Origin of the sequence: Microbacterium sp. AG1240 (assembly GCF_003635115.1) — a bacterium.
Lineage (GTDB): Bacteria > Actinomycetota > Actinomycetes > Actinomycetales > Microbacteriaceae > Microbacterium.
Map to the genome: position 1 here is coordinate 1554904 of NZ_RBXJ01000001.1, position 22231 is coordinate 1577134.

The 22231-nt window shown below is 68.3% G+C and carries 19 protein-coding genes; 11 read left to right on the forward strand and 8 right to left on the reverse strand.

Annotated features, from left to right (window positions below):
• Positions 1-10: 10 nt before the first annotated feature.
• Both DEU34_RS07350 and DEU34_RS07355 read left to right on the forward strand, forming a co-directional pair.
• Entirely contained in the window at positions 11-685 is a 675-nt protein-coding gene (locus tag DEU34_RS07350; RefSeq protein WP_259460059.1) for an alanine racemase C-terminal domain-containing protein, read from the forward strand.
• Positions 682-1731: an alanine racemase gene (locus tag DEU34_RS07355; RefSeq protein ID WP_121149440.1), complete on the forward strand. Its 1050-nt coding sequence runs from the start codon at positions 682-684 to the stop codon at positions 1729-1731. The genes DEU34_RS07350 and DEU34_RS07355 overlap by 4 nt, the downstream gene beginning before the upstream one ends.
• On the opposite strand, the gene DEU34_RS07360 is transcribed toward DEU34_RS07355, so the two are convergent.
• A complete protein-coding gene (locus tag DEU34_RS07360) occupies positions 1728-1952 on the reverse strand; it encodes a hypothetical protein (protein WP_121149441.1) in 225 nt (74 codons plus the stop codon). The genes DEU34_RS07355 and DEU34_RS07360 overlap by 4 nt on opposite strands.
• 168 nt (positions 1953-2120) lie before the next feature.
• Between DEU34_RS07360 and DEU34_RS07365 the strand changes: the two genes are divergently transcribed.
• Complete coding sequence (locus DEU34_RS07365) at positions 2121-4217, forward strand: type IIA DNA topoisomerase subunit B (RefSeq protein WP_396652106.1); 2097 nt, start codon at positions 2121-2123, stop codon at positions 4215-4217.
• A 99-nt stretch (positions 4218-4316) separates the two neighbouring features.
• Here the strand turns inward: DEU34_RS07365 and DEU34_RS07370 are convergent, their stop codons facing one another.
• Positions 4317-6782: a DNA topoisomerase (ATP-hydrolyzing) subunit A gene (locus tag DEU34_RS07370; protein WP_121149442.1), complete on the reverse strand. Its 2466-nt coding sequence runs from the start codon at positions 6780-6782 to the stop codon at positions 4317-4319.
• A gap of 72 nt (positions 6783-6854) precedes the next feature.
• Here DEU34_RS07370 and DEU34_RS07375 point away from each other — a divergent pair, with 72 nt between their 5' ends.
• Entirely contained in the window at positions 6855-7982 is a 1128-nt protein-coding gene (locus tag DEU34_RS07375; RefSeq protein ID WP_121149443.1) for an alkaline phosphatase family protein, read from the forward strand.
• A 1-nt stretch (position 7983) separates the two neighbouring features.
• Here the strand turns inward: DEU34_RS07375 and sepH are convergent, their stop codons facing one another.
• Positions 7984-9003, reverse strand: a complete 1020-nt coding sequence (sepH, locus tag DEU34_RS07380) for a septation protein SepH (protein ID WP_121149444.1) — start codon at positions 9001-9003, stop codon at positions 7984-7986.
• 206 nt (positions 9004-9209) lie between these two features.
• Between sepH and DEU34_RS07385 the strand changes: the two genes are divergently transcribed.
• The gene (locus DEU34_RS07385; protein WP_116646549.1) at positions 9210-9503 is read left to right on the forward strand and encodes a DUF4193 domain-containing protein; all 294 of its coding nucleotides are present in this window, start codon (positions 9210-9212) and stop codon (positions 9501-9503) included.
• Here DEU34_RS07385 and DEU34_RS07390 read toward each other — a convergent pair.
• Positions 9478-9948, reverse strand: coding sequence for a DUF3093 domain-containing protein (locus DEU34_RS07390; protein WP_259460060.1), 471 nt, complete (start codon positions 9946-9948; stop codon positions 9478-9480). The two genes, DEU34_RS07385 and DEU34_RS07390, sit on opposite strands and share 26 nt — an antisense overlap.
• Positions 9949-9981: 33 nt before the next feature.
• On the opposite strand from DEU34_RS07390, the gene dut reads away from it, so the two are divergent.
• From dut to dxs, 5 genes are all read left to right on the forward strand, one after another.
• Positions 9982-10437 (forward strand): dUTP diphosphatase, encoded by a 456-nt coding sequence (gene dut, locus DEU34_RS07395; protein ID WP_183042382.1) that lies wholly within the window; start codon positions 9982-9984, stop codon positions 10435-10437.
• Positions 10434-11030 carry a DUF3710 domain-containing protein gene (locus DEU34_RS07400; protein ID WP_121149447.1) on the forward strand — a complete coding sequence of 199 codons (597 nt, stop codon included), beginning with the start codon at positions 10434-10436 and terminating at the stop codon, positions 11028-11030. The genes dut and DEU34_RS07400 overlap by 4 nt, the downstream gene beginning before the upstream one ends.
• Positions 11027-11788 carry a DUF3159 domain-containing protein gene (locus tag DEU34_RS07405; protein WP_121149448.1) on the forward strand — a complete coding sequence of 254 codons (762 nt, stop codon included), beginning with the start codon at positions 11027-11029 and terminating at the stop codon, positions 11786-11788. Before DEU34_RS07400 ends, DEU34_RS07405 begins: the two co-directional genes overlap by 4 nt.
• A gap of 133 nt (positions 11789-11921) precedes the next feature.
• On the forward strand, positions 11922-14750 hold the full coding sequence (gene acnA, locus DEU34_RS07410) for an aconitate hydratase AcnA (protein ID WP_121149449.1): 2829 nt from the start codon (positions 11922-11924) through the stop codon (positions 14748-14750).
• A 176-nt stretch (positions 14751-14926) separates the two neighbouring features.
• Positions 14927-16882, forward strand: a complete 1956-nt coding sequence (gene dxs / locus DEU34_RS07415; RefSeq protein WP_121149450.1) for a 1-deoxy-D-xylulose-5-phosphate synthase — start codon at positions 14927-14929, stop codon at positions 16880-16882.
• Positions 16883-16886: 4 nt separating this feature from the next.
• Here dxs and DEU34_RS16235 read toward each other — a convergent pair whose 3' ends face one another.
• Positions 16887-17048: a hypothetical protein gene (locus DEU34_RS16235; protein WP_183042411.1), complete on the reverse strand. Its 162-nt coding sequence runs from the start codon at positions 17046-17048 to the stop codon at positions 16887-16889.
• A 135-nt stretch (positions 17049-17183) separates the two neighbouring features.
• Between DEU34_RS16235 and DEU34_RS07420 the strand changes: the two genes are divergently transcribed.
• Positions 17184-18485: an alpha/beta hydrolase-fold protein gene (locus tag DEU34_RS07420; RefSeq protein WP_121149451.1), complete on the forward strand. Its 1302-nt coding sequence runs from the start codon at positions 17184-17186 to the stop codon at positions 18483-18485.
• Positions 18486-18499: 14 nt separating this feature from the next.
• Here DEU34_RS07420 and DEU34_RS16445 read toward each other — a convergent pair whose 3' ends face one another.
• The 3 genes from DEU34_RS16445 to DEU34_RS07435 form a co-directional block, all read right to left on the reverse strand.
• The gene (locus tag DEU34_RS16445) at positions 18500-18655 is read right to left on the reverse strand and encodes an L-lactate permease (RefSeq protein WP_259460061.1); all 156 of its coding nucleotides are present in this window, start codon (positions 18653-18655) and stop codon (positions 18500-18502) included.
• Positions 18656-18863: 208 nt separating this feature from the next.
• Entirely contained in the window at positions 18864-21002 is a 2139-nt protein-coding gene (locus tag DEU34_RS07430) for a 3-hydroxyacyl-CoA dehydrogenase NAD-binding domain-containing protein (RefSeq protein WP_121149453.1), read from the reverse strand.
• Positions 20999-22216: a thiolase family protein gene (locus DEU34_RS07435; protein ID WP_121149454.1), complete on the reverse strand. Its 1218-nt coding sequence runs from the start codon at positions 22214-22216 to the stop codon at positions 20999-21001. Before DEU34_RS07435 ends, DEU34_RS07430 begins: the two co-directional genes overlap by 4 nt.
• Between the last annotated feature and the right edge of the window lie 15 nt (positions 22217-22231).

The window sequence follows — 22231 nt, forward strand, 5'->3', positions numbered from 1 at the left end:
TCTAGTTGTCGTGACTGGGGCCTTCCGTGAGCGAGCAGAGAGCCGGCCCGATCGCACCCCGCTCGCCACCGTCTCCCGTGCCGCGCTGATGCAGAACGCGCTCGCCTCCCGGGCCCGCACGTACCCCTCTCGCCTCCTCCGGTCGGACGCCTGGGGCCATGGCGTCGACGTCGTCGTCCGTGCCCTGACGGAATCCGGTGTGACTCCGGCCGATCCGCGCAACGCAACGACGCCCGATTCCCTCGATCCCGTCGCGCTCTTCGGTCTACCCGGCGCCCCCGCAGCATCCACCCCCGCGCTGCGGTTCAGCGGCGCAGTGCTCGCGACGAAAGATCTCCGCGCCGGCGAGGGCGTCTCGTACGGTTACCTCTACCGCGCGGCCGCCGACACCCGCATCGCACTCGTGACCGGCGGCTACGGTCAGGGGGTCGTGCGCTCTCTGGGCGGCTGCGTCGACGTGACCTTCGCTGGACTCCGCCGTCCGATCGTCGGACGGGTCGCGATGGACGTCTGCGTCGTCGAGATCGCGGATGCGGCGATCCAGCGCGGCGACGAGGCCGTCTTCTTCGGCGATCCCGCTCGAGACGAGCCGTCTTTGGGGGAGTGGTGCGCCGCGACCGGCCTCTCCGGAGGCGAACTGGTCACCGCCGCGGGACTGCACGCCACACGACGGGTCACCGCATGAGCGCCGCGCTGCACGTCGATCTCGATATCTTCGCGACGAACCTCGCGCGGGTGCGGGAGACCGTCGCGCCCTCCGAGCCCATGCTCGTCGTGAAGAACGACGCCTACGGGCATGGCCTCGTACCCATCGTGCGTCGCGCCGCCGGGGAGGGCGTTCGCTGGTTCGGCGCCTTCGACGTCGGCACCGGCCGGGAGGTCCGCCGTGAACTCGGCGAGGCAGCCCGCATCTTCGTGTGGATGACGGCGACAGCCGACGACGCCGTCGACGCCGTCCGCGACGACCTCGACATCGGCGTCGGAGATGCCGCGTCGCTCGAGGACGTCGCCGAGGCGGCTCGGACGCTCGCACACCGGGCCCGCGTCCACCTCAAGATCGACACAGGTCTGCACCGCAACGGCGTGCGGCCCGAGGAATGGCCCGCGTTCGTGGCGCGGGTCGCCGCGTTCGTCGAGGAGGGCATCGTCGAGGTCGTGGGTGTCTGGAGCCACATCGCTGAAGCATCCGACGCCGACGACGACGATGCCCGGCGCATCTTCGACGCGGCTGTGGCGGTGGCCGAGCAGGCCGGTCTCCGCCCCTCGCACCGGCACCTGGCGGCCAGCGCGGCGTCGTTCGCCCGTGCGGAATTCCGGTACGACCTGGTGCGGATCGGAGCGTTCGCCTACGGCGTGCGCTCAGCCGGCGGGATCGACGAGCGCGATCTGGGCGTACGGCTGATCTCGACCCTTCGCGCGGAGGTCACGAGCGTCGAGGACGACGGCGCGCATATCGGGCTCGGGGCCCTCGACGGCCTGCCCAGCACACTCGGTGGTCGTGTCGAGGTGATGACGCCGGTCGGTCCGCGCCGGCTCGAATCTGTGGGCGAGGACTCGCGCATCTCGGGGTGGGCGTCGGCATCGATCGGGGATGCGGTGACCGTCTTCGGCGGCGCCGACAACGAGAAATCCCCCACCGATCTCGCCGAGGCGATCGGATCGGTGGGGGAGGAGATCCTCGTGCGACTCTCGCCGCTGATCCCTCGTCGCTACGAGGGACGCGTCGACTAGACGCTCTCGCTGAGGCGCGCGGTCTCGTCGTGCCACGATGTGGCGATGCTGCGGAGCTTCTCTTCGTACTTGCGACCGTGGTGTGCGCAGAACAGCAGCTCACTGCCGTTCACCTCTGCGGCGATGTAGGCCTGTGCGCCGCAGGAGTCGCAGCGATCGGCTGCCGTGAGTCGGTAGTCGAGGACGGCGGTGTTCTCCGTCGGTGTCGATGTGGTGCTCATCTCGGTGCCTCCTCGGTGCAACGCGTTCGGGTGCGTGCATGACATGTAACCACGGGTATCCGGGGGGTATGCCGTCGTGTCCCGACATTTCGCTCTACGCGTACGCGGGAATGCCCGCCCGTGTGTCCTCGGGCCACGTGTCGGGCGCCACGGTTATCGTTGGAGATTGTGACAGCCGAGTACTCCGCCCATCATCTGCAGGTCCTGGAAGGGCTCGAGGCGGTTCGCAAGCGCCCCGGAATGTACATCGGATCGACCGATTCCCGCGGTCTGATGCACTGCCTGTGGGAGATCATCGACAACTCCGTCGACGAGGCGCTCGGCGGGCACGGCGGTCGAATCGACATCGTGCTGCACTCCGACGGCAGCGTCGAGGTCCGCGACCGGGCCCGCGGCATCCCGGTCGACATCGAGCCCCGCACCGGTCTGTCCGGCATCGAGGTCGTCTTCACCAAGCTCCACGCGGGCGGCAAGTTCGGCGGCGGCTCGTACGCCGCCTCCGGCGGTCTGCACGGTGTCGGCGCTTCCGTCGTCAACGCTCTGTCCGAACGCCTCGACGTCGAGGTCGACCGGGGCGGCAAGACCTGGGCGATGTCGTTCCACCGCGGTGAGCCCGGCTCGTTCGCCGGCGACGCGCCCGACTCGGCGTTCAGCCCCTTCGACAAGAAGAGCGAACTGCGGGTCGTCGGCAAGGATCCGAAGGGTGTGACCGGCACACGCATCCGATACTGGGCCGACCGGCAGATCTTCACCAAAGACGCCTCGTTCAACCTCGAGGAGCTCGAGCAGCGCGCTCGGCAGACGGCCTTCCTCGTGCCCGGTCTCGAGATCGTCATCCGCGACGAGCGCCCCTCGGCGGGCGCCGACGGCGCCGTGTCGACCGAGCCCGTCGAGACCACCTACCGTTTCGACGGCGGCATCTCGGAGTTCGCCGAGTTCCTGGCCCCCGACGCGGCCGTCACCGACACCTGGCGCCTCAGCGGAACGGGGTCGTTCGTCGAGACGGTCCCGGTGCTCCAGCCCACCGGCGCCATGGTGCCGACCGAGGTGCAGCGCGAGTGCGAGGTCGACGTCGCACTGCGATGGGGCACCGGCTACGAGACGCGCGTCCGCTCGTTCGTCAACATCATCTCGACGCCCAAGGGCGGCACGCACCAGCAGGGCTTCGAGGTCGGGCTGATGAAGGTGCTGCGCAGCCAGGTCGAGCAGAACGCCCGGCGACTGAAGGTCGGCAACGACAAGATCGACAAGGACGACATCCTCGCCGGGCTGACCGCCGTCCTCACCGTGCGCCTTCCCGAGCCCCAGTTCGAGGGGCAGACGAAAGAGATCCTCGGCACGCCGGCGGCGCGTCAGATCGTCTCGACCGTCGTCGCGAAAGAGCTGGCCGCGCGCTTCGCCTCCCCGAAGCGCGACGACAAGACGCAGACCTCGCTCCTGCTCGACAAGGTCGTCTCCGAGATGAAGGCGCGCATCTCCGCCCGCCAGCACAAAGAGACCCAGCGCCGGAAGAGCGCGCTCGAGTCTTCGTCGCTGCCGGCGAAGCTCGCCGACTGCCGGACGAACGACGTCGACGCATCCGAGCTCTTCATCGTCGAGGGCGACTCGGCGCTCGGCACGGCCAAACTGGCGCGCAACAGCGAGTATCAGGCACTGCTGCCCATCCGCGGCAAGATCTTGAACGTGCAGAAGGCATCGATCAGCGACATGCTGTCGAATGCCGAGTGCGCCTCCATCATCCAGGTCATCGGCGCGGGCTCGGGTCGCTCGTTCGACCTGGAGTCGGCGCGCTACGGCAAGATCATCCTGATGAGCGACGCCGATGTCGACGGCGCCCACATCCGCACCCTCCTGCTCACCCTCTTCTTCCGCTACATGCGTCCGCTGATCGACGAGGGCCGGGTGTACGCCGCCGTTCCACCGCTGCACCGGGTCATCGTGATGAACCCGGGTTCGAAGCCCAACGAGACGATCTACACGTATTCGGAGCAGGAGCTCCACGGGCTGCTCACGAAGCTCACCAAGTCGGGCAAGCGGTGGCAGGAACCCATCCAGCGATACAAGGGCCTCGGCGAGATGGACGCCGACCAGCTCGCGACGACCACGATGGACCGCGGTGGCAGGCTGCTCCGGCGTGTGCGCATGCAAGACGCCGAGGTCGCCGCATCCGTCTTCGAACTGCTGATGGGCAACGACGTGGCTCCTCGCAAGGAGTTCATCATCGATTCGAGCGATCGGCTGGCGCGCGAGCGCATCGACGTCTGAGACGCGCCGACGAACGACGCGGGTGGGACGTCGAACGGATGCTGCGTGGTCGACCTGCATCGGAGCCGTCGCCGACGTGCGGCGCGCGGCGCCGTCGCGTCAGCGGACGACGGTTCCGATGGCACCCACCGAGCCGTCGAGCGCGGAGCCCGACGCGTCGCGCTTCGCTCCCGCATCGGGGAGTGCGCGCGTGGAGCCGTCCGGACCGACCGCGCGCGGCTCTTCTCCGACCCAGGCCTGCACGAGCGCATCCTCGCCGCGGAGGAAGCGCTGGGCGCGCACACCGCCGGTGGCGCGCCCCTTGGGCGGATACTCGGTGAACGCAGAGACCTTCGCCGACCCCGCGTCGGTGCCGGGGAGGGCCGTCGAGTCACCGGCGACGGTGACGACGACGGTCTGCGCAGCCGATGCGGGCACGACCGCGAACGCGACGACCTCGACGCCGGTCGACAGCCGGATACCGGCCATACCTCCCGCCGATCGGCCCTGCGGCCGCACGGAGGAGGCATCGAATCGCAGAAGCTGCGCGTCGGCCGCGACGAACACGAGTTCGGCATCGTCGGGGGCGGGAGCCGCGCCCACCACTCGGTCACCGGGCTTGAGCGCGATGATCTCGATATCGGGCTTGTTGGTGATCTCCGACGCCGCGACGCGCTTGACCACGCCGTGCGCAGTGCCGATCGCGAGCGGCGGGGTCTCATCGAGCGGAACGATGGCGACGACGTGCTCTCCGCCCGGGAGCCCGAGGTACTGATCGACGCGCGTGCCGGCGGCGAGCTGCACCGAGTTGGCCGGGACGGAAGGAAGATCCACCGGGGTGAACCTCACGAGGCGCCCCTTGCTGGTCACGGCCCCCAGGTCGCCCCGGGTCGTGCTGTCGACGGCGGAACGGATGGCGTCGTGCTTCGACCTGCGAGAGGGCGCCACGATGCCCCCGTCCGGGGCGTCGGCGACGAGCTCGGCACGCACCATGCGACCCGTGGCCGAGAGGAAGACACGGCACGGGGCGTCGGCGATCTGGAGGTCGGCGGCTGCCGCAGCCTTTGCCGAGCGCGGCACGACAGGTCCGCCGTTGAGCAGCATCGTGCGTCGCGGCGTGCCGTATGCCTCGGCCGCGGCTTCGAGCTCACGAGCGACCTGCGCGTGCAGCAGCGCCTCACTCGAGAGCAGCTCGATGAGGTGCGCGATCTCGGCCTTCAGCGCGTCGCGCTCGGCCTCGAGCTCGATGCGCGAGAACTTCGTCAGCCGGCGCAGACGCAGTTCGAGGATGTACTCGGCCTGCGCCTGCGAGAGGTCGAACACTTCCATCAGGCGCAGTCGCGCCGCCTCGCCGTCATCCGAACCGCGGATGACCTGGATGACCTCGTCGATGTCGAGGATCGCGATGAGAAGACCCTCGACGAGGTGCAGGCGCTCCTGCTTGCGCGCCAGCCGGAATTCGCTCCGCCGGGTGACGACCCGGATGCGATGGTCGATGTAGACCCGCAGCAGCTCCCGGAGTCCGAGAGTCTTCGGCTGGCCGTCGACGAGGGCGACGTTGTTGATGCCGAAGGAGTCTTCCAACGGCGTCAGACGGTAGAGCTGCTCGAGCACGGCCTGCGGGTCGAAGCCCGTCTTGATGCCGATGATGAGACGAAGTCCGTTATTGCGGTCGGTGAGGTCGGTGACGTCGGAGATGCCGGTCAGCTTCTTCGCGGTGACCGCGTCCTTGATCTTCTCGACCAGGCGTTCGGGGCCCACGAGATACGGAAGCTCGGTGACGACGAGGCCGGTACGGCGCGGGCCGAGAGATTCGATGGAGACCTTCGCCCGTGTGCGGAAGGTTCCGCGGCCGTTCGTATAGGCGTCCTTGATGCCGTCGAGCCCCACGATGATGCCACCGGTGGGGAGGTCGGGGCCGGGGACGAACTCCATCAGCTCTTCGACACTGGCTTCGGGGTTCGCCAGCAGATGCACCGCTGCGGCGACGACCTCGATGAGGTTGTGCGGCGCCATGTTCGTCGCCATACCGACCGCGATGCCGGTCGCCCCGTTCACGAGGAGGTTGGGGAACGCAGCCGGGAGAACCTCCGGCTGCTGGAACTGTCCGTCGTAGTTCGGGATGAAGTCGACGACGTCCTCGTCGAGGTTCTCCGTCAGGGCGAGCGCGGGCGGCGCCAGCCGCGCCTCGGTGTAGCGGGACGCGGCGGGTCCGTCGTCGAGCGACCCGAAGTTTCCGTGCCCGTCCACGAGCGGCACGCGGAGGGTGAACGACTGGGCGAGACGCACCAGCGCGTCGTAGATCGGTGAATCTCCGTGGGGGTGGAGCTTTCCCATGACCTCGCCGACGACGCGCGCGCTCTTCACGTGGCCGCGGTCGGGACGCAGGCCCATCTCTGCCATCTGATAGAGGATGCGCCGCTGGACGGGCTTGAGTCCGTCGCGGGCGTCGGGGAGGGCGCGCGAATAGATGACCGAGTAGGCGTACTCGAGGAACGACCCCTGCATCTCGGTCGACACATCGACGTCTTCGATGCGTTCGACGACGTTCGCGGCAGCTGCGGGGGAGGGCCGGGATGCAGGCATGTACCTCTTGCCTCGGGAGTGGTTCGGGTCGGGTCCCGACGCGTGCAGCTCGCGTGTGCGAGACTGACCGGGATGTCCCTCAGCCTACCGGCCGACCCCCCGCACGCCCGGAGCCTCACCGGTGTGGCCACCGAGTCGATCGCCGCACTCACCGGTCAGTCCGCATGGTTCGCCCCCGCCCGCAGCGTGGTGATCTGCGTGGTCGACGGGCTCGGGTCGCTGAACCTGTCCGCGCGCAAGGGGCACGCCCGGTTCCTGTCCTCCCTCACGACGAAGCGCGACGTCGCGCGCACCGTCTTCCCGTCGACGACGGCCGCGGCTCTGACGAGCCTGCTGACCGGCACACCGCCGGGCCAGCACGGGATCGTCGGCTACCGCCTGCGCATCCCGGGCACCGACGTGCTGCCGAACCAGCTGAAGGGCTGGGAGACCGACGGGCTCGACCCCGAGACGTGGCAGCGCGAGGAGCCCCTCATGCAGCGGGAGTCACGACGCGGTCGACCGTGCTTCGTGGTGTCCCGGCCCGAGTACGTCGGCACGGGTTTCACCGAGGCCACCCTGCGGGGCGCCGAGTTCGTCAGTGCGGTCGACCTCGCCGAACGCGTGGCCATCGCCGCCGACCTCGCCGCGCGACACAGCGGTGCCCTCGTCTACCTCTACGCGCCCGATCTCGACAGCGTCGGCCACAAACTCGGATGGGAGTCCGAGGCGTGGAGCGCGACCCTCGAGACGGTGGATGCTGCGGCACGCCGCCTGGCGGAGGCCCTGCCCGCCGACGCGGGCGCTCTCGTCACCGCCGACCACGGGATGGTCGACGTCCCTCGTCACCGTCAGCTGCTTTTCACCGCGGACAGCCCCTTGGTCGCGGGCGTCGCCGGCATCGGCGGCGAACCGCGGATGCTGCACCTCTACACCGCCCCCGGCAGCGCGAGCGAGGTGCACGCCGAGTGGCTCGCATCCGAGTCGTCGAGGTCGTGGGTCATGACGCGCGACGAGGCCATCGATGCGGGCCTTTTCGGCCCGGTCGCCGAGGCGGTGCGCGACCGCATCGGAGACGTGGTCGTCGCCGCGCGTTCGGCGGTGGCGTACTACGACGACCGCCTCGCCGACAAGGGCGCGCAGAAGATGGTGGGCCAGCACGGCTCACTCACCGCCGAAGAACGGGTCGTTCCCCTCCTGCGCCTGGGCGCCTTCGCCTGAGCTACGCGTCGTCGGAACGAGCGCCGAAGACGATCTCGTCCCACGACGGCATGGAGGTGCGACCCTTGCGTCGGGTCGCCGCATCCGTCTGCGACTCGGGCTCGGGCGCCGGCTCGGGCGCGGACTCCTCGTAACCCGGTTCGAGTGCGTCGAAGAGAGCGACCGGCGCCACGGTGCGGGTCGGGGCGGTGTCGGGGTCGGTTCCCGGCAGCGGTTCGCGCTGCCCGCGACGGCGACGGAGCGCTTCGAGGAGGTCGGCCGTCTCGGACGACGTCACGGGAGCGTCAGGGGCACGCTTGATCGCAGCATCCTGCACGGCGGGAGTGGCGTGCGAAGAGGTCTCGGGCGCGAGGTCGACCTCGGGCTCGATCAGACGACGAGGGCCGAAGGCTCCGCTGTCGAAACGCGTGTCATCTTTCGCGAGCGGGGTATCCAGCGCACGCAGACGGGGGATGAGACCCTCGGGCAGCGAACCTTGACGAGACAGCTGGATCGCATCGGAGTTCTGCGGGGACAGCGAGCTCCGCCGGGGCTCGAAGCCCCATCGGGCGTCGTGGTCGACCTCGTTGGCCGTGAACTCCAGCTTCACGATCCACCCGTTCGGTCCGCGCCAGCTCGTCCAGCGCTCGTTGCTCGCTCCGGCTTCGGCCAGCTTCGCCCTCACGGCCGCACCGAAGGTCACCGGGGCGTCGTGCTCGAGGTCGCCGCCCAGCAGTACGGGCACGGCGAGAGCCTGGCCCACCACGTGCTCGCGCTCGGCGAGGACGGGGCGCTCGAAACGCACGACGTCTTCCAGCCTCGCCCCGAGGAGCGCGGCCACTTCCGGAGCAGAGAGCCCGGAGCGGATGTGCGCCTGGATCTCGCGAGGACTGGCGCGGGGAACGCGCTCGTCGCGATCGCGTCGCGTGCGGCGCAGTTCGGCGCGCAGCACTTCGTCGACGGGCAGCGTGAAACGCTCGCCCGATTCGGTCGCGAGCACGAGGACGTCGTCCTCGGTTCCGATGACCTTGAGCTGTTCCATGCGGAAACACCCCTTCGTTCTGCGGTTAGCGCCCATGGTCGCACGCACCGCCCCCGAGTGCGGGAATATCCGGGGCGCGCCGCGAGTTTCATCGCAACGCCTGAGGCCGATCCGAGCGCATTTGCGAAACGGACGCCGTTCATGCAAACTGTGGCCGCCCGTTCGGGCGACACATCCCGCATCACCGGAAGTAGAGACGTTCACGCATGGCCACCGATTACGACGCACCGCGCAAGACCGAGGACGACAGCGAGTCGATCGAGGCCCTCAAGGAGCGCGTGCCCGACAAGATGTCGGGGTCGGTGGATGTCGAGGATTCCGACAACCCCTCCGGCTTCGAACTCCCGGGCGCTGACCTCTCCGACCTCGAGCTCGACGTCGTCGTGCTGCCCCCTCAGGAAGACGAGTTCACCTGCATGAACTGCTTCCTCGTGAAGCACCGCTCGCAGATCGACCACGAAGACGGCCCCGGCTTCATCTGCGTGGAGTGCGCTGCCTGAGCTGAGCACGACGGATGCCGGCCGCGAGGCGGTCGGGCGTCCGAGTAGATACGACCCATACGGGAGTGGGATCGTCGGGATCGGTGACGGGGATGGTCACGACACCGTCGATCCCCCCGCGGATCAGCATCCACGAACGCGGGTCCAGGCCCGCGCCGCGTGCGGCCCGGGCCTCCAGACCCTCCGTCGGCACCGGGTCGCCCAGGAGGGCGACGTCGATGTGCGCCTTGCCGGCACGGAGCTCATCGTCGTCGATCTCGATAACGGGGGAGAGCAGCACCAAGGCGACCACGATCGCCACGCCGACCACCACTCCCACGACGAGAGCCAGCGTCGTGTCGATCGGCGCGAACACGAGAGCCGCCATCGGGGCGCAGACGGCGGCCGCGACCAGCACCCAGAGCGACGGGCTGAGCCGTTCGCGATATGCGGGTCGTTCACGCATGCTGCACCCTCTTGCCTGCATTACCCTCGTGGGGTGACCGAAACCGTGGACGTCCCCATTATCGCGGCCGAACCTCCGGTGTACGCACATCCCGGCGACGCCGGCGCCGACCTGACGTCCGCGGAGAAGGTGTCGTTGGCGCCCGGCGAGCGTGCGCTCGTCGCCACGGGGGTGAGCATCGCCCTCCCCGACGGGTACGTCGGTTTCGTCGTTCCCCGTAGCGGTCTCGCGGCGAAGCACGGCATCACGATCGTCAACGCGCCCGGCACGATCGACGCCGGCTACCGCGGCGAGATCAAGGTCGCCCTCCTCAACACCGACACGACAGAGCGCTACGACATCGCCCCCGGCGACCGCATCGCGCAGCTCATCGTCATGCCCGTTCACCGGGCGACGTTCGTGCCGGTCGACGAACTGCCCGACAGCGTCCGCGGGAGCGGCGGCTTCGGGTCCACCGGATATCAGACGCGGGAAGAAGGCACGGCATGAGCGATGTGTCCACGGGCGAGACGCCCGATCAGTCACCTCTGGGCGACCGGAGCGTCGACGGACCCTTCGACGAGTCGGAGGCGAACCCCGTCCGGCCCTACATCGACCTCGGCGGCATCAAGATCCTCCCGCGCGAGGGACTGAACCTCCGCCTCGAGGTCGAGGAGCAGACCAAGCGCATCGTCGCCGTCGGTCTCGACTACGCGGATTCCACGCTCCAGGTGCAGCCCTTCGCAGCGCCGCGCACCGCGGGTCTCTGGGAGGAGACCCGCGAGCAGATCCGAGCTCAGGTGCGCCAGCAGGGCGGACGCGTCGAGGAGCGGGAAGGACCTCTCGGCCCCGAGCTCCTCGCGGAGGTCCCCGTTCAGGCAGACGGCGCCGGTGCGGGCATGCGACTGGCCCGCTTCGTGGGCGTGGATGGGCCTCGGTGGTTCCTGCGCGGCGTGATCGGCGGTGCGGCAACGAGCGACGTGCAGGCGGCCGCCCAGGTCGAAGACCTCTTCCGATCGATCGTCGTCGTGCGCGGGGGCGCTCCCATGCCGCCGCGAGACCTGATCCCCCTGCGCATGCCCGCGACCCCCGGCACGCCGTGACCGACGAGCCCGCGCCCGACGAGAAGACGCCGACGAGCCTCGAGCCGCCCTCCGCGTCCGACGCTCTGAGCTCGGCTCTGGGCGAAGCGGCGCGTCGGGCCGGGCTCGACCCCGCCCAGCACACCTCGACCGGCGCCGCGGTCTGGTCGGCCATGGGCGGATGGCGCGGGATCTTCGAGTCGGTGCTCCCCAGTCTTCTGTTCGTGGTGGTGTTCACGACCACTCAGGAGCTGATTCCCGCCCTGATCGCCTCGGTCGGCATCGCCGTCGTCTTCACGATCATCCGCCTCGTGCAGAAATCGCCGCCCTCCGCCGCCATCGGCGGACTGGTCGCGGCCGGCGCGGCCGCCGTTCTCGCGCTCATCACCGGCAATCCGTCCGACAACTTCGTTCCGGGGCTCCTCACCAACGCCGGGTACGGTCTCGCGATGCTCGTCTCGGCCGTGGTCGGCTGGCCGATCATCGGACTGGCCGCCGGGTACTTAATGGGGGAGGGCGTGGCCTGGCGGAGCGATCGCCGCAAGCGCCGCACCTTCTTCTGGTTGACGCTCGCGTGGGCAGCGCTGTTCTTCGCCCGGCTGGCGGTGCAGCTTCCGATCTACCTCACATCGCTCGATCCGGCGAACCGCGAGAGCGCGGTCGCCCTACTGGGCACCCTCAAGATCGCCATGGGGCTGCCGTTGTTCGCTCCGCTCGTGGCCGTGACGCTCCTCGCCGTGCGAGCGCTGTACGTCAAGACCCGGACGACCGGTTCCTGATATATTTATCTCGACATCAAGATAAATTCCCCACGCTCCACGGTTAGGTCCACCTTGCTAGCCGGTCGTGAGCGACCTGGAGAAGATGGTTCGTGCGGGTAATGCCCGCGCACCGCCGACGAAGGAGACGCACGTGTCCACGGTTGACAGCTTCGGTGCCAAGAGCACCCTGACAGTCGGCAGCACCGACTACGAGATCTTCCGCATCGACACCGTCCCCGGTTACGAGAAGCTCCCGTTCAGCCTCAAGGTGCTGCTGGAGAACCTCCTGCGCACCGAAGACGGCGCCAACGTGACGAAGGAGCAGATCGAGGCGCTCGGGTCCTGGGATGCTGCGGCAGAGCCCGACACGGAGATCCAGTTCTCTCCCGCCCGCGTCGTGATGCAGGACTTCACCGGAGTGCCCTGCATCGTCGACCTCGCCACGATGCGTGAGGCGATGGCGGCCCTCGGCGGCGACCCGTCGCGGATCAACCCGCTCTCGCCCGCCGAGATGGTCATCGACCACTCCGTCATCGCCGACCTGTTCGGCAGCGAGAACGCCCTCGAGCGCAACGTCGAGATCGAGTACGAGCGCAACGGCGAGCGGTACCAGTTCCTCCGTTGGGGACAGACCGCGTTCGACGACTTCAAGGTCGTCCCCCCGGGCACCGGCATCGTGCACCAGGTCAACATCGAGCACCTCGCGAAGGTCATCTACGACCGCTCGTTCGACGGCGTGCTGCGCGCCTACCCCGACACCTGCGTCGGCACCGACTCGCACACCACGATGGTCAACGGCCTGGGCGTGCTCGGGTGGGGCGTCGGCGGTATCGAGGCTGAGGCCGCGATGCTCGGACAGCCCGTCTCGATGCTCATCCCCAAGGTCGTCGGCTTCAAGCTCACCGGCGCCATCCCGACCGGTGTCACGGCGACCGACGTGGTGCTCACGATCACCGACCTCCTGCGCAAGCACGGGGTCGTCGGGAAGTTCGTGGAGTTCTACGGCGACGGCGTCGCTTCGGTGCCGCTGGCGAACCGCGCCACCATCGGAAACATGAGCCCCGAGTTCGGCTCGACGGCCGCGATGTTCCCGATCGACAGCGTGACGATCGACTACCTGCGGCTCACCGGTCGCAGCGAGCAGTCGCTCGCCCTCGTCGAGGCCTACGCCAAGGAACAGCACCTCTGGCACGACGCCTCCGTCGAGCCGGTGTTCAGCGAGTACATGGAGCTCGACCTGTCGACGGTCGTCCCCTCCATCGCGGGTCCGAAGCGTCCGCAGGACCGCATCGAACTGACCAACGCGAAGCAGCAGTTCGAGAGCGACCTCACCAACTACGCCCAGGTCGACCACGATCTGGTCGACCTCGAGGGATCCGAGTCGTTCCCGGCATCCGACCCGCCGTCGAACACGCCCGAGGACGAGCACAACGACCACCAGCACACCCACCACAGCCACACACCGAAGTCGGCGTCGAAGCCGTCGCCGGTGACGCTGGCCGGTGGGGAATCGTTCACGCTCGACCACGGCGCGGTCACGATCGCGGCGATCACGTCGTGCACGAACACCTCGAACCCGTCGGTCATGCTCGCCGCCGGCCTCCTCGCCCGCAACGCGGTCAAGAAGGGTCTCAAGGCGAAGCCGTGGGTCAAGACCACGCTGGCACCGGGCTCGAAGGTCGTCACCGACTACTACGAGAAGGCCGGCCTCACGCAGGATCTCGAGGACCTCGGTTTCTACACCGTCGGCTACGGCTGCACGACGTGTATCGGAAACTCGGGACCGCTGATCGAAGAGGTCTCCGCGGCGATCAACGAGAACGACCTCGCCGTCACCGCGGTGCTCTCTGGCAACCGTAACTTCGAGGGTCGCATCAACCCCGACGTGAAGATGAACTACCTCGCGAGCCCCCCGCTCGTGATCGCGTACTCGCTCGCGGGCTCGATGAACTTCGACTTCGAAACCGATGCGCTCGGCAAGGACACCGAGGGCAACGACGTCTTCCTCAAGGACATCTGGCCGGATGCTGCGGAGGTGCAGTCCACGATCGACTCGTCGATCAACGAGGAGATGTTCACGCGTCAGTACGCGACCGTCTTCGAGGGCGACGAGCGCTGGAAGAACCTGCCCACCCCGACCGGTGACGTGTTCGAGTGGAACGACGAGTCGACCTACGTGCGCAAGCCCCCGTACTTCGAGGGCATGACGATGGAGCTGACCCCGGTCCGCGACATCTCGGGTGCCCGCGTCATGGCGACGCTCGGTGATTCGGTCACGACCGACCACATCAGCCCCGCCGGGAACATCAAGGCCGACAGCCCCGCCGGTCAGTACCTCGTCGAGCACGGTGTCGACCGCAAGGACTTCAACTCCTACGGCTCGCGTCGCGGCAACCACGAGATCATGATCCGGGGTACGTTCGCGAACATCCGACTGAAGAACCAGCTGGTCAGCGCGGTCAACGACGGCGCGGTCGTCGAGGGCGGGTACACCCGCGACTTCACCCAGCCCGGCGGACCGCAGTCGTTCATCTACGACGCCTGCCAGCACTACGCCGAGCAGGGCACACCGCTCGTCGTCTTCGGCGGCAAGGAGTACGGCTCCGGTTCGTCCCGCGACTGGGCGGCGAAGGGCACGAGCCTCCTGGGCGTGAAGGCCGTCATCACCGAGAGCTTCGAGCGCATCCACCGCTCGAACCTCATCGGAATGGGCGTCGTTCCGCTGCAGTTCCCGGCCGGACAGAGCTGGGAGTCGCTCGGGCTCGACGGCACGGAGATCGTCTCGATCGAGGGTCTCGAGCAGCTGAACGAGGGCACCACGCCGAAGACCGTGAAGGTGACCGCGGCGCCGAGCGAGTTCTCCGCCGACGGCAAGGAGACGGTGACCTTCGACGCCACCGTGCGCATCGACACCCCCGGTGAAGCGGACTACTACCGCAACGGCGGCATCCTGCAGTACGTGCTGCGTTCGCTGGTCTGATCGACGCACCGACACGAAGGGCTCTCGACCTCGGTCGGGGGCCCTTCGCGTCGCCTGCGAGACGGCTCCACCCCACCTGTCAACCGGACGTGCCTTCACTGGCGACCAGCTATGCCCGGATTAGACTGTGTCCTGGTCGCCCGTCGATCCTGAGGATCGACGACGAAAGGAGTCCGATGGCTGTTCTGCCGACGATCACGGGGCCGCGTGACCTCGATGCGCTAGATCTGCCTCAGCTCGAGCAGCTTGCCGGAGAGGTGCGCGAGTTCCTCATCGAGAACGTCTCCCGTACCGGTGGGCATCTGGGGCCGAACCTCGGCGTGGTCGAACTCACCATCGCGATCCACAGGATCTTCGACTCGCCCCAGGATCCGATCATCTTCGATACCGGGCATCAGTCCTACGTGCACAAGCTCCTCACCGGGCGACAGGACTTCTCCGGCTTGCGTTCCCGTGAGGGACTGGCCGGGTACCCGCAGCGTTCCGAGAGCATCCATGACGTCGTGGAGTCCTCTCACGCGTCGAGCTCGCTCAGCTGGGCCGACGGGGTGTCTCGTGCTCTCACGCGTACCGGGCGCCGCGACCGCCACGTCGTGGCCGTGGTCGGTGACGGCGCGCTCACGGGCGGGATGACCTGGGAGGCGCTCAACAACATCTCGGACGACAACGATCGCAACCTCGTGATCGTCGTCAATGACAACGGACGCTCCTACGCCCCCACCATCGGCGGCATGGCCCGCTACCTCAATCGCGTGCGCACCGCCGACGCTTATCGCACACTGCACAGGAGCTCCGACTCGCTGTTCCGTGCGCTCGGCCCGGCCACCCGCGCCGTCTACCGCGGCGTGCGTGGCGCAACGCACGGGTTCCTCTCCCGCTTCACGAACAACGAGGCCCTGTATTCGAACCTCGACATCAAGTACCTCGGCCCCGTCGATGGCCACGACCTCGAGACGCTGCTCGAGACCCTGACCCTGGCGAAGTCCTACGGTGCGCCCGTCATCGTCCACGCGATAACCGACAAGGGCCGCGGGTACGCACCGGCCCGCAGCGATGAGGCCGACCAGTTCCATGCGGTCGGCAAGATCGATCCGATCACCGGGGAGCCGCTCTCGAGCGCCACCGGCGACGGATGGACCGACGTGTTCGCGCGGGAGCTCGTCGAGATCGGTGCGGAGCGGGAAGACATCATCGCCGTGACCGCGGCGATGCTGCGTCCGACCGGCCTGCAGCTATTCGCCGAGCGGTTCCCCGAACGCACCTACGACGTCGGCATCGCCGAGCAGCACGCCGTCGCATCGGCGGCCGGTCTCGCCTTCGGCGGGCTGCACCCCGTCGTCGCGATGTACGCCACGTTCATGAACCGCGCCTTCGATCAGATGCTGATGGACGTTGCGCTGCACCGCGCCGGCGTCACCTTCGCACTCGACCGAGCGGGCGTCACCGGCCCCGACGGACCGAGCCACCACGGCATCTGGGACCTCGCGATGCTTCAGCTCGTGCCGAACATCCGTATCGCGGCACCGCGTGATGCTGCGCGCCTCAGCGAGGAGCTGCGCGAGGCGGTGGCCGTCTCCGACGCGCCGACCGTCGTGCGCTACCCGAAGGGATCGGCATCCGCCGACCTCCCGGCCATCGAGAGGCTCGCCGACGGCGTCGACGTGATCTCACGCGCCGCCACCCACGACGTCCTCATCGTCGGCATCGGCCCCATGGTGCACCTCGCCACCGAGGTCGCCGAGCGGCTGGAGGCGCAGGGCATCGGCGCGACCGTGGTCGACCCGCGATGGGTCATCCCGGTGCAGCCGTCGATCGTCGAGCTCGCACGCAGCCATCGGCTCGTCATCACGATCGAGGACGGCATCCGCGTGGGCGGGGTGGGCACGCGCGTGCGTCAGGTGCTCCGCGAGGCGGGGGTCGACACGGCCGTCGACGAGCTGGGTCTTCCCGACGAGTTCATCCCGCACGCGACCCGCGAACAGATCCTGGACGATGCCGGCCTCACGGCGGCGAAGATCGCACAGGACGTGGTGTCGCAGGTGCTGGGTACCCGCATCCCCATCGCCCGCCCGAGTGATCAGCAGACACTCTGGGTGCCCGAGGACGCACAACCTCACGACTCCCGCGACTGACGGCTCAGCCCCCGCGCAGCATATCGATGCCGGCGCCCGCGTACTGCCTCAGCGTGGCGTCAGGGAGGAATGCTCTCACGAGCGCGGGGCCGATGCGCGCGAGGTCTCCCTCGTCGCGGTAGAGCAGGTAGATCGGCCAACCAAGCAATTCCTGGACAAGCACCACAACGACACCGTGGCGGGTAGGCGAGAGTCAACCCTTCCCCACTTTTCCCCGTGTGAAAATTTCATCATCAGCGGCAATTCCACGCCGTCGGGCTGCACCCCGCGGGGTGCCTGACCACCGCAGAGGAGAGACCCGGTGGACGCACTCCTGAGACTGCCGATCATTGATTCACCGGCTATGTGGGTGGTGTACGGCGGCGCGGTCGTTCTCGCGCTCGTTCTCCTCGTCCGTCCTGCTCGTGACGGCTGGTGGGCACGAGCCGCGCTCGGGCTCCTCGGAGGAGCGATTGCGGCAGTCGTCCTCTTCCTGGTGGCGAATGTCGTCGAGGCTTTCGGTACCGATCTGCCCCTCGCCGTGGGGTTCTGGGCTGTCGGATGCTTCGCTGCCGTGGGGCTCGCGATCGTATCCTTCCCTCGCGCACGCGCATGGCGACGTGTGATCGCCGGCGTCGCCGTGATCTGGTTCCTCGTGAGCGGAGTCATCGGTGTGAACGCCTACTACGGACTCAACCCGACGCTCGGTTCTCTGCTGGGAGTCGTGGTCGATGCACCCATCGACGTCCCCGGCTCGGGTGGCGCCGCCGCCGCGCCCGACCAGCCCATCTACACGACGTGGACCGCGCCGGACGATCTGGCGACGGTCGGGAAGCAGGGCACGGAGAACATCCCCGGCACCGAGTCGGGGTTCGTCGCCCGTCCCGCCGGGATCTACCTACCGCCCGCCGCGCTGGCACCCGATGCGCCGGCTCTTCCTCTGGTGATCATGATGATGGGCTATCCCGGGAATCCGGACGTCTCGTTCATCGCGGGTGTGCTCGACCAGTACGCCGCCGACCACGACGGTCTCGCCCCCATCGTCATCGTCGCCGATCAGATCGGCGGCACCGGAAGCAACCAGGACCCCGCATGCGCGGACTCATCGGCATACGGCGCGGCCGAGACCTACATCACGAAGGACGTCACCGCCTGGGCGCGCGCGAATCTGCGGATCATTGACGATCCCCGCTACTGGGTCATCGCCGGATACTCCAACGGAGGCGGCTGCGCGATCAAATACGGAGCCGCATACCCCGATGAGTTCTCCAACATCATCGATGTGTCGGGGGAGGAATTCCCCGGTTCAGAGGATGTCTCGGGCGTGCTGGAGACGATCTACGGCGGTGACCAGTCCGCCTTCGACGCATCCAAGCCGGTCAACATCATGGCCTCGGCTCCGCCGGGGGCGTACGCGAACACGACCGCGGTCTTCACCGCGGGAAGCGAAGACCCGGGTTTCATCGCGGCCTCCCAGACCGTCGCCGCGGCAGCCGAGAAAGCAGGGATGTCCGTCACGTCCTACGTGGTGCCCGGCGCCGACCACCTCGTCTCCGCCATCACCGGCGGGCTCGACGAGGGGTTCGAGGTTCTGTACCCCGTTCTCGGCCTCTCGGCTCCCTGAGCCCGCGGAGGGGCTCAACTCCCGTGAGGCATCACGAGCGAGAGCAGGAAGACCCAGACGCAGACGAAGACGAGCATCCCGAGGCTGTATTTGATGGAGGCGCGGAGGATCTCGCCCTCGCGACCGGTCAGACCGACAGCCCCCGCCGCGATCGCGATCGATCGCCACACGACGCGTTCGGCTTCCCCGTGGAGCTGTCGACGGAGGAAGCAGCCCGCAACGCGATCACCGTCAGCGACAACTGCGGGCGGAGTTCGACGAGCAGATGGCCGTCCAGCGTGCGCAATCGCAGCGCGGCACCACCCTGCACGTCTGACGCCGTCCTACGAACGACGGCCCGCCACCGAGGAGGTGACGGGCCGTCGGAGGGGGTGAGGCTCAGCTCCCCACGCCTCGCAGCGGCGGGTGATGGAACGTGTCGCCGAACGCACGCTCGGACGCCCCCTCCCGATCGAGGTAGGCCGAGGCACCGCCGTCGATGAACGGCCATGCGGCGCCGAGGATGAGACCGAGATCGATGTCTTCGACCTCCGGTACGACGCCCTCGTCGAGCATGATCTTGATCTCCTGCGCGAGGCCGTCCTGCACGCGCGCGAGGATCGTGGCTTCGGACGCCGGGGTCGAACCGGTCTCGAGCACCTTCTGAGCACTCTTGCTCCAGCCCGTGACCTTGCCGTTCTTGTCCTTCTCGACGACCTCCGGCAGCTCCGCCAGCCGGTGGAAGTTCTCCGACGCGAAGAAACGATCGGGGAACGCGCCCGCCATCGTGTCCTGCACGTGGGCGGCGACCTTCCATCCGACCAGATCGATGAGCTGGAACGGCGTCATCGGCAGGCCGAGAGGCGCGAACGCCCGCTCGACGGTGAGCAGGGGAGTGCCCTCGTACACGGCGCGGGCCGCCTCTCCCATGACCTTGGCGAGCAGCCGGTTGACGACGAAGCCGGGCGCGTCGGCGGTGAGGATCGCGTTCTTGCCGAGGTTCTTGGCCACGACGAACGCGGTCGACAGCGCAGCATCCGTCACCGTCGGGGTCTTCACGACCTCGATCAGCGGCATGACGGCGACCGGGTTGAAGAAGTGGAAGCCCACGAGGCGCTCGGGATGGGCGAGCTTCGCACCGATCTCCTCCACCGACAGCGACGAGGTGTTCGTCGCCAGGATGGCGTCTTCAGCGATGAGCGGCTCGATCTCCGCGAAGACCTGCTGCTTGACCCCGACCTCCTCGAAGACCGCCTCAATGACGAAATCGCAGTCGGAGAACTCGGTCTTGTCGGTGGTGCCGTGCACGAGCGCGCGCAGACGGTTCGCCGCGTCGCCGTCGAGCCGCCCCTTGGCCTCGAGCTTGCCGATCTCATCGCGGATGTAGGCGAGACCCTTGTCGACACGTGCCTGGTCGAGGTCGGTGATGAGCACCGGGACCTGCAGCTTGCGCACGAAGAGCAACGCGAACTGGCTGGCCATGAGACCCGCCCCGATGATGCCGACCTTGGCGACCTTCTTGGCCAACGCCTTGTCGGGCGCCCCGACCGGTCGCTTGGCCCGCTTCTGGATGAGATCGAAGGCGTACATCGATGCGACGAACTGATCGCCGCTGATGAGGTCTGCCAGCGCTTCGTCCTCGCGGGCGAAGCCCTCGGCCTTGGTGCCGCTCTTGGCCTTGTCGAGGAGTTCGAGCGCGACATACGGAGAGCGCGGGACGGTGCCGATGCGGCTCTCCAGCATCCCGCGCGCCATCTTGATCGCGATCGGCCACTTGGTGAGCCGCTCGATCTTGCCCGGCTCGTTCTTGCGCTCGACCTTCACCCGCCCGGTCAGCACGCCGTCGGCCCAGCGCAGCGAATCCTCGAGGTAGTTCGACGCGGGGAAGATGGCGTCGACCATTCCCAGTTCGAAGGCCTGGCGAGGCTTCAGCGTGCGGTTCTGCTTCAGCGGGTTGGAGATGACGACATCGAGCGCGTTCTCAATGCCGATGAGGTTCGGTAGCAGGTAGGCGCCGCCCCAGCCGGGGATGAGTCCGAGGAAGACCTCGGGCAGCGCGATGGCCGCAGCCGACGCATCCACCGTGCGATACGTGGAGTTCAGGGCGATCTCCACACCGCCGCCCAGCGCGAGGCCGTTCACGAACGCGAACGAGGGCACTCCCAGTTCGGAGAGCGAACCCAGAACCTGGTGGCCCCGCTGGGCGATGAGGCGGGCGATGTCTTTCGACGGCAGCTGCGCGACCTGCGAGAGGTCGGCACCGGCCGCGAGGATGTACTGCTTGCCCGTGATGCCGACGGCGTCGATCTCACCGGCGGCCGCGCGCGCCTTCAGCTCGCCGAGCGTCTCGCCGAGCTCTTTCAGCGTGCCGGGGCCGAGCGTGTTCGGACGCGTGTGGTCGCGGCCGTTGTCGAGCGTGATGAGCGCCAGCACCTTGCCCGAGGCCAGGCGCACATCGCGCACCCGCGAATGCGTGACCACCTCGTCGACGGCGAGGGCGTCGAGCGGGGCGAAGTCGATCTCGTCGTAGTTCGTCATGACTGGCCTCCCTTGCGCTTCTTGCCGGTGAAGTGGGGGTTCTCCCAGATCACCGTGCCGCCCTGACCGAGACCGACGCACATGGCCGTGAGGCCGTAGCGCACGTCGGGCCGCTCGGCGAAATGAGCGGCGAGCTGGATCATGAGGCGCACACCGGATGCTGCGAGCGGGTGCCCCAGCGCGATCGCACCGCCCCACGGGTTGACCCGAGGGTCGTCGTCGGCGATGCCGAAGTGGTCGAGCAGCGAGATCACCTGGATCGCGAACGCCTCGTTGAGCTCGAAGAGCCCGATGTCGTCGATGGTGAGCCCCGCCTTGCGGAGCGCCTTCTCGGTCGCGGGGATGGGGCCGATGCCCATGATCTCGGGCTCGACGCCAGCGAACGCGAACGACACCATGCGCATCTTCGGCGTGAGGCCGAGCTCCTTCACCGCGTCGCCGCCGGCGAGGAGACTCACGGTCGCCCCATCGGTGAGGGGCGAGGACGTACCGGCTGTCACGCGGCCGTGCGGTCGGAACGGGGTCTTGAGCGAGGCGAGACCCTCCATCGTGGTCTCGGGGCGCCGCCCCTCGTCTTCGGTGGCGAGGCCCCAGGCGCCCTCGGCGTCCTTCACCGCCACAGAGACGAGGTCGGGCTGGAACTTGCCGGCCTCGTAGGCCGTCTGCGCCTTGTGCTGGCTCAGCATGCCGAACCGGTCGGCGCGCTCTTTCGTGAGGTGCGGGAAGCGATCGTGGATGCGCTCGGCGGTGACGCCCATGTTGAGGGCACCCGGATCGACGAGCCGCTCGGCGACGAAGCGGGGGTTCGGATCGGCGTTGGCTCCGATGGGGTGACGCCCCATGTGCTCGACGCCGCCGGCCAGCGCGAGATCGTACTGGCCGAAGCCGATCGAGGCGCCCATCGTCGTCACGCTCGTCATGGCACCCGCGCACATGCGGTCGATCGCCAGGCCGGGAACCGACATCGGGAGCCCCGCGAGGATCGCCGCTGTGCGTCCGAGGGTCAGCCCCTGGTCGCCGGTCTGCGAGGTGGCCGCGATCGCCACATCGTCGATCCGGTCTTTGGGCACCGCGTCATTGCGCTCGAGGAGACCGATGATCGCCTTCACGACCAGGTCGTCCGCGCGGGTGTTCCAATACATTCCTTTTTCGCCCGCGCGCCCGAAGGGGGTGCGCATTCCATCGACGAAGAAGACGTCCGAGAGCTCGGCCACTCTGCCTCCAAAACT

Excerpts from the sequence above, each read along its gene's own strand:
- DEU34_RS07355 (WP_121149440.1), top strand. The coding sequence starts at position 682 with ATGAGCGCCGCGCTGCACGTCGATCTCGATATCTTCGCGACGAACCTC.
- DEU34_RS07360 (WP_121149441.1), bottom strand. The coding sequence starts at position 1,952 with ATGAGCACCACATCGACACCGACGGAGAACACCGCCGTCCTCGACTAC.
- DEU34_RS07370 (WP_121149442.1), bottom strand. The coding sequence starts at position 6,782 with ATGCCTGCATCCCGGCCCTCCCCCGCAGCTGCCGCGAACGTCGTCGAA.
- DEU34_RS07375 (WP_121149443.1), top strand. The coding sequence starts at position 6,855 with ATGTCCCTCAGCCTACCGGCCGACCCCCCGCACGCCCGGAGCCTCACC.
- sepH (WP_121149444.1), bottom strand. The coding sequence starts at position 9,003 with ATGGAACAGCTCAAGGTCATCGGAACCGAGGACGACGTCCTCGTGCTC.
- DEU34_RS07385 (WP_116646549.1), top strand. The coding sequence starts at position 9,210 with ATGGCCACCGATTACGACGCACCGCGCAAGACCGAGGACGACAGCGAG.
- DEU34_RS07390 (WP_259460060.1), bottom strand. The coding sequence starts at position 9,948 with ATGCGTGAACGACCCGCATATCGCGAACGGCTCAGCCCGTCGCTCTGG.
- DEU34_RS07400 (WP_121149447.1), top strand. The coding sequence starts at position 10,434 with ATGAGCGATGTGTCCACGGGCGAGACGCCCGATCAGTCACCTCTGGGC.
- dxs (WP_121149450.1), top strand. The coding sequence starts at position 14,927 with ATGGCTGTTCTGCCGACGATCACGGGGCCGCGTGACCTCGATGCGCTA.
- DEU34_RS07430 (WP_121149453.1), bottom strand. The coding sequence starts at position 21,002 with ATGACGAACTACGACGAGATCGACTTCGCCCCGCTCGACGCCCTCGCC.